Genomic DNA, 10,204 nt, shown 5'->3' with positions numbered 1-10,204 from the left:
TCTGCAAAAGAAGGCATCGGTATTGATGAAATTTTAGAATCTATTGTGCATTTAGTGCCGCCGCCACGAGATACCATTGAAGAACCATTACGCGCTCTTATTTTTGACAGTTATTACGATCATTATCGAGGTGTTATTGTTTATTTTCGAGTCATGGATGGGAAAGTCAAAAAAGGCGATCGCATTCGTTTGATGGTTTCGGAAAAGGAATATGAAATCGACGAACTTGGCATTCTTTCTCCTGGTCAAATCCCAGTCAATGAACTCCATGCAGGAGAAGTGGGTTATATTGCGGCTGCAATTAAAGCCGTTGCTGACGCTCGGGTAGGGGATACAATTACCTTAGCCAGCGATCGCGCCGAAGAACCTTTACCCGGATATGCAGAAGCAAAACCAATGGTTTTTTGTGGCCTATTTCCCATAGATTCCGCACAATATGAAGAGTTGCGAGATGCCTTGCAAAAACTGCAACTCAGTGATGCTGCTTTGCAATACGAACCGGAAACTTCTAGCGCAATGGGATTTGGTTTTCGCTGCGGTTTCTTGGGATTATTACACATGGAAATCGTCCAAGAACGATTAGAAAGAGAATACAATTTAGATTTGATTACCACGGCTCCCTCAGTAGTTTATCGCGTCACGACAAACTCGGGAGAAAGCTACGAAATCGATAATCCCAGCCAATTAGTTTCCCCCGACAAACGAGAAAAGCTCGAAGAACCTTACATTCATTTAGAGATTATTACCCCTGAAGAATATGTCGGCACATTAATGGATTTATGTCAAACCAGTCGGGGCATTTTTAAAGATATGCGCTACTTTGCCAGTAAGCGCACGACGTTAATTTATGATATGCCCTTGGCAGAAGTCGTGACAGACTTTTTCGATCGCATGAAATCTCGCTCTCGGGGTTATGCCAGTATGGAATATCATCTCACAGGTTATCGGGAGAATAAGTTGGTGCGATTGGATATTCTGGTCAATGGCGATCCAGTGGATTCTTTAGCTACCATCGTACACAAGGATAAGGCTTATCCCATGGGACGCGCCCTTACAGAAAAGTTAAAAGAACTCATTCCTCGCCATCAATTTAAGATTCCTTTGCAAGCGGCGATCGGTTCAAAGGTTATTGCAAGCGAACAGATTCCAGCTTTACGAAAAGATGTTTTGGCGAAGTGTTACGGAGGGGATATTTCGCGGAAGAAGAAACTTTTACAGAAGCAAGCTAAAGGAAAAAAACGCATGAAGTCCATCGGGACTGTAGATGTACCTCAAGAAGCATTTATGGCAGTTTTGAAACTTCAGCAGTAATAAAACCCGGGTGCATCTCAAAATTGCAAATTGACAATATTTTCTCGAATAATTATAGCTCTAGGGAGCGAGACTACAATAGCTGATAATTGAGGTAGTGCGAGCATCTTGCTCGCTGTTTTTACAAAACTGGGATGCACCCTAAAACCCAACATCCCCTGAGCATATTGCCTCTAACAACAAATCTGAAAAATATTGCAAAATATTACAGAGTCTGTTAAGGTCTGTTGCAAATTTCTGGAAACTTTCTGCAAGTAACCACTCTCTACTATATCTCCGTGCTACCATGCAAACCTGTAAAGCACAGGAGAAAAGTCGTGGGACTAAGAGTTGCAGTAGTAGGAGCAGGACCTGCCGGATCGTCGGCAGCCGAGACTTTAGCTAAAGCTGGAATAGAAACCTATTTATTCGAGCGTAAATTGGACAATGCTAAACCCTGCGGAGGAGCGATCCCTTTATGTATGGTGGAAGAATTCGCTCTACCTCCGGAGATCATAGACCGTCAGGTGAGAAAAATGAAAATGATCTCACCCTCCAATGTTGAGGTTGATATCAATATTGAGCGAGAAGATGAATATATAGGAATGTGTCGTCGGGAAGTCCTCGACGGCTTTTTAAGAGATCGCGCAGCCGAATTAGGCGCAAATTTAATCAATGGAACAGTATGTAAGCTAGATATCCCCTCGAGCGATCGCGAAGCATACACCTTGCATTATGCCGATCACTCTGATGGCAGTGCAAGCGGAATCATGAAAACCCTGAAAGTTGATGTTGTCATTGGTGCAGACGGAGCAAACTCCCGTATCGCCAAAGCTATAGACGCAGGAGATTATAACTACGCGATCGCCTTCCAAGAGCGCATCCGTCTTCCTGAAGGACAAATGAGCTACTACGAAGACCTAGCAGAAATGTACGTGGGTAATGACGTATCCCCCGACTTTTACGCATGGGTCTTTCCCAAATACGACCACGTAGCCGTCGGAACGGGAACAATGAAAATTAACAAAGCTAAAATCAAAGACCTACAAAAAGGAATTCGCACCCGAGCAGCTCGAAAATTGCAAGGAGGCCAGATTATCAAAGTAGAGGCTCACCCCATCCCCGAGCATCCAAGACCTCGACGAGTCGTGGGCAGAGTAGCCCTAGTTGGTGATGCAGCCGGAACAGTAACCAAATCATCCGGAGAAGGAATTTACTTCGCTGCCAAGTCAGCCAGGATGTGTGCTGAAACCATAATAGAAACAAGCAACAACGGTCAGCAGATTCCCAGCGAAAGCGATCTCAAACAATACCTGAAACAGTGGGATAAAAAATATGGCATGACCTATTTAGTCCTAGACCTGCTGCAACGCGTATTCTACCGAACTGACGCAACCCGAGAAGCATTCGTAGAAATGTGTGCAGACCAAGACGTACAGCGTTTGACCTTCGATAGCTATCTATATAAGACAGTAGTGCCAGCCAATCCCCTTATCCAAATGAAAATCACAGCTAAAACTTTAGGCAGTATGTTGCGAGGAAATGCTCTAGCTCCCTAGGGTAAAACCAGAACATAGAAACTAAAAAGGCAAAAACAGGAAAATCCCAAAAAGAATTTCCTGTTTTTTTTAAACCCAAAAGAGTTGATATGAGGGGAATGTAGGAAAAAAGAGGAGTAGAGAGAAAAATATTTTCGCAAAAAGGGTTGACAGGTAGAGAAAAAGTAGCTACCTTAGTAAATGCGCGGTTGAGAGAGCAACCGGAAACGGAGCACTCAAAAGCAGCGCGCCGAACCAAGAAAAAAGAATAAGTTTGAAAGTATAATACACATCCTCGTCAAAAAAGAAAAGAGTAAAAGGAAATAATTTCCACAAAATGGAGAGTTTGATCCTGGCTCAGGATGAACGCTGGCGGTATGCTTAACACATGCAAGTCGAACGGTCTCTTCGGAGATAGTGGCGGACGGGTGAGTAACGCGTGAGAATCTGCCTCTAGGTCGGGGACAACAGTTGGAAACGACTGCTAATCCCGGATGAGCCTAACGGTAAAAGATTTATTGCCTAGAGAAGAGCTCGCGTCCGATTAGTTAGTTGGTGGGGTAAAGGCCTACCAAGACAGCGATCGGTAGCTGGTCTGAGAGGACGATCAGCCACACTGGGACTGAGACACGGCCCAGACTCCTACGGGAGGCAGCAGTGGGGAATTTTCCGCAATGGGCGAAAGCCTGACGGAGCAATACCGCGTGCGGGAGGAAGGCCCTTGGGTCGTAAACCGCTTTTATCAGGGAAGAAGTTCTGACGGTACCTGATGAAAAAGCCTCGGCTAACTCCGTGCCAGCAGCCGCGGTAATACGGAGGAGGCAAGCGTTATCCGGAATTATTGGGCGTAAAGCGTCCGCAGGTGGTATTGTAAGTCTGCTGTCAAAGACAGAAGCTCAACTTCTGAAAGGCAGTGGAAACTGCAAAACTAGAGTACAGTAGGGGTAGAGGGAATTCCCAGTGTAGCGGTGAAATGCGTAGAGATTGGGAAGAACACCGGTGGCGAAGGCGCTCTGCTGGGCTGTAACTGACACTGAGGGACGAAAGCTAGGGGAGCGAATGGGATTAGATACCCCAGTAGTCCTAGCCGTAAACGATGGAAACTAGGCGTGGCTTGTATCGACCCGAGCCGTGCCGAAGCTAACGCGTTAAGTTTCCCGCCTGGGGAGTACGCACGCAAGTGTGAAACTCAAAGGAATTGACGGGGGCCCGCACAAGCGGTGGAGTATGTGGTTTAATTCGATGCAACGCGAAGAACCTTACCAAGGCTTGACATCTGGCGAATCTTTCCGAAAGGAGAGAGTGCCTTAGGGAACGCCAAGACAGGTGGTGCATGGCTGTCGTCAGCTCGTGTCGTGAGATGTTGGGTTAAGTCCCGCAACGAGCGCAACCCTCGTCCTTAGTTGCTAGCGATTAAATCGCGCACTCTAGGGAGACTGCCGGGGACAACTCGGAGGAAGGTGGGGATGACGTCAAGTCAGCATGCCCCTTACGCCTTGGGCTACACACGTACTACAATGGTCGAGACAAAGGGCAGCAAACCGGCGACGGCAAGCGAATCCCAGCAAACTCGGTCACAGTTCGGATTGCAGGCTGAAACTCGCCTGCATGAAGTAGGAATCGCTAGTAATCGCAGGTCAGCATACTGCGGTGAATCCGTTCCCGGGCCTTGTACACACCGCCCGTCACACCATGGAAGCTGGCAACATCCGAAGTCGTTACTCCAACCGTTCGCGGAGGAGGGCGCCGAAGGTGGGGCTAGTGACTGGGGTGAAGTCGTAACAAGGTAGCCGTACCGGAAGGTGTGGCTGGATCACCTCCTTTATAGGGAGACCCGCTTCGATTATCAATAAAAAGATAGTTGATAATTGAAACAATCCCGAGGTCGAACGAAGATGTGAAAAACTTTCAAACTTAATTCTGTTCGGTTCAAATGGGCTATTAGCTCAGGTGGTTAGAGCGCACCCCTGATAAGGGTGAGGTCCCTGGTTCAAGTCCAGGATGGCCCAGACGAGAAAAAAGTAAAATCAAGGCAATAAGAAGTAAAAATCTCATTACCGTGCTTTTTTTTCGAGGATAAATAAAGACAGCATCGGCTCTTGGGAGAGAATTAAAAAAAATTCTGCCACCAGAGAGAATGCTGGACTTGTAAAGTCCAGACCAGAACCTTGAAAACTGCATAGAAGAAAGACGTAAAGGTGGTACGCATCCAAAGAGATTCCCAAAAGGAAATTCTCAGAAGAAAGCGTACAAACAGAGGAGTCAATAAAGTTTCTGGGTTTTAATTCAGGAACAATAACAGACAAATCCAAAAAGCCAAAAAAGAGAGGTCAAGCTACAAAGAGCTAACGGCGGATCCCTGGCCACGCAGAGGCGAAGAAGGACGCAGTAACCGGCGAAACGCTCCGGGGAGCTGGAAACAAGCATCGATCCGGAGGTGTCCGAATAGGGCAACCTAAAAGAACGACTCGCTGAATATATAGGCGAGAACGAGCGAACCTAGCGAACTGAAACATCTTAGTAGCTAGAGGAAAAGAAAGCAAAAGCGATTCCCCCAGTAGCGGCGAGCGAAAAGGGAACAGCCCAAACCTTCTACCTCGGTAGAAGGGGTTGTGGGACAGCGACATAGAAAGTGGAAATTAGACGAAGCAGTTGAAAGCTGTACCAGAGAAGGTAAAAGTCCTGTAGTCAAAAATTGAAATAATCTTAGCTGAATCCCGAGTAGTTCGGGGCACGTGAAATCCCGAATGAATCAGCCAGGACCACCTGGTAAGGCTAAATACTACTGCGTGAGCGATAGCGAAAAGTACCGCGAGGGAAAAGTGAAAAGAACCCCGGTAAGGGGAGTGAAATAGAACGTGAAACCGTTAGCTTACAAGCAGTGGGAGGACGATTAAACGTCTGACCGCGTGCCTGTTGAAGAATGAGCCGGCGACTAACAGAGCGTGGCAGGTTAAAGCGGAAAAAGCTGAAGCCAAAAGGAAACTGAGTCCGAATAGGGCGTTAGTCACGTTTTGTTGACCCGAACCCAGGCGATCTAACCATGTCCAGGATGAAGCTTGGGTAAAACCAAGTGGAAGTCCGAACCGACCAATGTTGAAAAATTGGCGGATGAGGTGTGGTTAGGGGTGAAATGCCAATCGAGCCTGGAGCTAGCTGGTTCTCCCCGAAATGTGTTTAGGCGCAGCGGTTAAGAGATTGTCTGGGGGGTAAAGCACTGTTTCGCTGCGGGCTGCGAGAGCGGTACCAAAGTGAGGCAAACTCAGAATACCCAGATAAAACTTAGCCAGTAAGACGGTGGGGGATAAGCTTCATCGTCAAGAGGGAAACAGCCCAGACCACCAGCTAAGGTCCCCAAATAATCGCTAAGTGATTAAGGAGGTGGGAGTGCATTGACAACCAGGAGGTTTGCCTAGAAGTAGCCATCCTTGAAAGAGTGTGTAATAACTCACTGGTCAAGCGCTCCTGCGCCGAAAATGAACGGGGCTAAGCGATTTACCGAAGCTGTGGATGTAGAAGCGTTACATGTAACGCGGCTACATGGTAGGGGAGCGTTCTATAAGGTGAGAAGCATTAGCGGCAAGCAGATGTGGACTTTATAGAAGTGAGAATGTCGGCTTGAGTAGCGAAAATTGAGGTGAGAATCCTCAACCCCGAAACCCTAAGGGTTTCTCCGGAAGGCTCGTCCGCGGAGAGGTAGTCGGGACCTAAGGCGAGGCCGAAAGGCGTAGTCGATGGATATAGGGTCAATAATCCCTAACTGCTGAGAGGGAGTGTAACTGGGGACGCATGAAAGATAGCTATACCCTGATTGGATTGGGAGTTTTCTACGGAGAACGCATAGTGAAGGATAGTGTCAAGAAAAGCCAGTTGCACGATGAAGCCTCAGTACCCGTACCCGAAACCGACACAGGTGGGGAGGTAGAGAATACCAAGGGGCGCGAGATAACTCTCTCTAAGGAACTCGGCAAAATTACCCCGTAACTTTGGAAGAAGGGGTGCCAGCGAGAGCTGGTCGCAGTGAATAGGCCCAAGCGACTGTTTACCAAAAACATAGGTCTCTGCCAACTCGTAAGAGGAAGTATAGGGGCTGACGCCTGCCCAGTGCCGGAAGGTTAAGGAAGCCGGTCAGTTGAAAAATGAAGCTGGCGACTGAAGCCCCGGTGAACGGCGGCCGTAACTATAACGGTCCTAAGGTAGCGAAATTCCTTGTCGGGTAAGTTCCGACCCGCACGAAAGGCGTAACGATTTGGGCGCTGTCTCGGAGAGAGACTCGGCGAAATAGGATTGTCTGTGAAGATACGGACTCCCTGCACCCGGACAGAAAGACCCTATGAAGCTTTACTGTAGCTTGGAATTGGGTTCGGGCTTTGCTTGCGCAGGATAGGTGGGAGGCGATGAAGTATTCCTTGTGGGGAATACAGAGCCATCGGTGAGATACCACTCTGGCGAGGCTAGAATTCTAACCCTAACCCGTTAACCGGGAAGGAAACAGTTTCAGGTGGGCAGTTTGACTGGGGCGGTCGCCTCCAAAAAGGTAACGGAGGCGCGCAAAGGTTCTCTCAGGCTGGTTGGAAATCAGCCATAGAGTGTAAAGGCATAAGAGAGCTTGACTGCGAGACATACAGGTCGAGCAGGTAGGAAACTAGGCCTTAGTGATCCGACGGCACTGAGTGGAAGGGCCGTCGCTCAACGGATAAAAGTTACTCTAGGGATAACAGGCTGATCTCCCCCAAGAGTCCACATCGACGGGGAGGTTTGGCACCTCGATGTCGGCTCATCGCAACCTGGGGCGGAAGTACGTCCCAAGGGTTGGGCTGTTCGCCCATTAAAGCGGTACGTGAGCTGGGTTCAGAACGTCGTGAGACAGTTCGGTCCATATCCGGTGCAGGCGCAAGAGTATTGAGAGGAGTCCTCCTTAGTACGAGAGGACCGGGAGGAACGCACCTCTGGTGTACCTGTTATCGTGCCAACGGTAAACGCAGGGTAGCCAAGTGCGGAGTGGATAACCGCTGAAAGCATCTAAGTGGGAAGCCCACCTCAAGATGAGTACTCTCATGGTTTAAACCAGTAAGGTCACGGAGAGAACATCCGTTCATAGGCGCTAGGTGGAAGAGCAGCAATGTTTGCAGCCAAGGCGTACTAACAGACCGAGGGCTTGACCTCAGACATTAATTACTTCTTTCTTCTTGCAGTCTTCAAGGTTCATTATTCTTGGTGTCTTTGGCGCAATAGACCCACTCCGACTCCATCCCGAACTCGGTTGTGAAATGTTGCAGCGGCCACGATACTTGGAGGGTTGCCTCCTGGCACAATAGCTCGATGCCAAGTTTATTCTTACGAGAAAAGCTCTCTTTTTCAACAATTGAGGGCTTTTTTCGTTTTGATTCAAGAAATTGGAATGTATTATTTTTTACAAACTATTTCCTAATATTATGAAATAAATCGAGGAGTTTAGTCCTTTTAGTTTCTAGAATTTATTCTTACCATGTTAGTTACTCGTCAACTTGTATTTAAACGTTTCTGGTATCCTGTAATACCTATCTCTCAGTTGGAGGATACACCACAAAGTTTCGTCTTGCTAGGAGAAAAACTGGTTGTGTGGTTAGATTTGAAAGGCCAGCCGATCGCGGCGCGCGATCGCTGCTGTCATCGTTCGGCACAATTATCAAAAGGAAAAGTAACTGAAGGAAATATTGCTTGTCCCTATCATGGGTGGGAGTTTGATGAAACAGGGCGTTGTGTTAATGTGCCGCAAATTAGTGATAAGGCACAAATTCCCAAAACTTATAAAATTCAAACCTATCAATGTCAAGAACGGTATGGTTATGCGTGGGTTTGTTTGTCCGATGACCCGATACAAGATATACCGCAAATTCCTGAAGCAAGTCAGTCCGATTATCGCTTAATTCCCGAGTTTTATGAGACGTGGAATTGTGCGGGATTGCGGGTAATGGAAAATGAATTAGATTTGGCTCATCCTACTTATGTTCATACTACGACATTTGGCAGCACGGAACACCCCATTCCTGATGAGTTAGATATTAAGGATACAGAATACGGTATTAAAGTTCAGGCAAAACTGGGTGTTGTTAATCCGGAATTGCAGAGACAAAATCTAAACATGGAAGACGAACAAACCCATCGTACCTTAGATATGGATTGGTTTATGCCTTTTACTTGTTTGCTGCGAATTAATTATCCCAATGGATTAACTCATATTGTCGTTAATACCGCGACTCCTATCAGTGATTCCTCTTCGCAAATCGTCCAATTTTGCTTACGAAATGACACGGAAGAAGAAACTAAAGCCGCAGATGCTGTTGCTTTCGATCGCCAAGTCACTCTCGAAGACAAAGAAATCCTTGAATCTACCAATTATGATGTGCCATTGGATATCAAAAAAGAACAACAGATGATGACGGATAAACCTGGAATTCTCATCCGGCACAAAATTTCTGCGCTTCTTAAAAAACACGGCGAAACCGAACAAACCAATGAGTAGATTAATCAGATGGTTTTGCTAGAAAATTGGCATAAAATCGCCTACTCAATTTCTGATTTCATCCGTTCGAGAGTTGTGTTCATTTGGTCGAACATGGCTTGAGGAGTCATCCCAAATTGACTCAGTTGGGTTTTGAGTTGCTCTACGGTCATTTTTGCCATAAAGTCTTCTGATAACTCAAAGCGTTTCATAAAGATTTTATAGCGATCCATGATTTCTTCCATTCGATCGATAAAGAGCTTTTTCCCTTCGCGATCGAATTTGCCGTACTCACCTCCAAGCTGTATGAGGGATTGATAATCTTCAAACAACTTTTTCGCTTCTTGTTGAACAACTTCCGAATCAAAAAATCCCATGGTCCCCCGGTAAATCTCTTTTGTTAATGTACTGTAAAATAGTCTATACCAACTTACATTTATTGTAGGGTAGAGAAAAGTCGCGAAGCAATTCGGTTTTCCGTATTGAGGGCAAAGGGGAAAGGAGGGGTGACGCAGAATTAAGAAGAGACGAGGAGGAGAAGACAAGGAAAAATTCTATGTTTAACACCCTTTGGCAAAAACCCAGAAATCAGAAAATTGCTGTGATTCTAGCATTAGCCGGGACGATCGCGCCGATTGTGGGCTTGCACAAGTTCTATTTGCGCCAACCCTTGTGGGGAATATTCTATTTGATCCTGTTTGCGACTCCCATTCCCCATATTGCTAGCGCGATCGAAGCAATTTGGTATTTATTTTTAGAACAGGAGGAATTCGATCGCCGTTTTAATGATGGCATTATGGCGATCGCTTCCCAAGCGCCATCTTCTAACGATTCTCTCGAACCCCAAAAAGTTAAGGCAATGTCCGAGGCATTGCGACAATTGGAAGGATTG

The 10,204-nt window shown here is 46.7% G+C and carries 5 protein-coding genes, 1 tRNA gene and 3 rRNA genes; 8 read left to right on the top strand and 1 reads right to left on the bottom strand.

Going from position 1 to position 10,204, the window contains the following annotated elements; all coding sequences use genetic code 11:
- The 7 genes from lepA to VB714_RS19765 form a co-directional block, all read left to right on the top strand.
- Positions 1–1,311 (top strand): translation elongation factor 4 (lepA, locus tag VB714_RS19795; RefSeq protein ID WP_323226392.1); only part of this gene is annotated, 1,311 nt, incomplete at its 5' end.
- A 317-nt stretch (positions 1,312–1,628) separates the two neighbouring features.
- Entirely contained in the window at positions 1,629–2,849 is a 1,221-nt protein-coding gene (gene chlP / locus VB714_RS19790) for a geranylgeranyl reductase (protein ID WP_323226391.1), read from the top strand.
- Positions 2,850–3,162: 313 nt separating this feature from the next.
- Positions 3,163–4,652, top strand: a 16S ribosomal RNA gene (locus VB714_RS19785).
- A 111-nt stretch (positions 4,653–4,763) separates the two neighbouring features.
- Positions 4,764–4,837: transfer RNA gene (locus tag VB714_RS19780), tRNA-Ile, on the top strand.
- 319 nt (positions 4,838–5,156) lie between these two features.
- A 23S ribosomal RNA gene (locus VB714_RS19775) occupies positions 5,157–7,994 on the top strand.
- A 47-nt stretch (positions 7,995–8,041) separates the two neighbouring features.
- Positions 8,042–8,159 (top strand): 5S ribosomal RNA (gene rrf / locus VB714_RS19770).
- The 16S, 23S and 5S rRNA genes sit together here with 1 tRNA gene alongside, the layout of an rRNA operon.
- A 157-nt stretch (positions 8,160–8,316) precedes the next feature.
- Positions 8,317–9,333 (top strand): aromatic ring-hydroxylating dioxygenase subunit alpha, encoded by a 1,017-nt coding sequence (locus VB714_RS19765; protein WP_323226390.1) that lies wholly within the window; start codon positions 8,317–8,319, stop codon positions 9,331–9,333.
- Between the two features lie 41 nt (positions 9,334–9,374).
- On the opposite strand, the gene VB714_RS19760 is transcribed toward VB714_RS19765, so the two are convergent.
- Positions 9,375–9,689, bottom strand: a complete 315-nt coding sequence (locus tag VB714_RS19760; protein WP_323226389.1) for a DUF1825 family protein — start codon at positions 9,687–9,689, stop codon at positions 9,375–9,377.
- A gap of 179 nt (positions 9,690–9,868) precedes the next feature.
- On the opposite strand from VB714_RS19760, the gene VB714_RS19755 reads away from it, so the two are divergent.
- Positions 9,869–10,204, top strand: a 336-nt coding sequence (locus VB714_RS19755; protein WP_323226388.1) for a TM2 domain-containing protein, incomplete at its 3' end; no start/stop codon positions are given.

Source organism: Spirulina sp. 06S082 (assembly GCF_034932145.1).
Lineage (GTDB): Bacteria > Cyanobacteriota > Cyanobacteriia > Cyanobacteriales > Spirulinaceae > CCY15215.
The sequence above is the reverse complement of the archived record's forward strand: the minus strand, read 5'-3'. Positions and strand labels throughout refer to the sequence as shown.

Bases quoted from the DNA above. Each gene is read 5' to 3' on its own strand.
- VB714_RS19760 (WP_323226389.1), bottom strand. From the start codon at position 9,689: ATGGGATTTTTTGATTCGGAAGTTGTTCAACAAGAAGCGAAAAAGTTG.
- VB714_RS19765 (WP_323226390.1), top strand. From the start codon at position 8,317: ATGTTAGTTACTCGTCAACTTGTATTTAAACGTTTCTGGTATCCTGTA.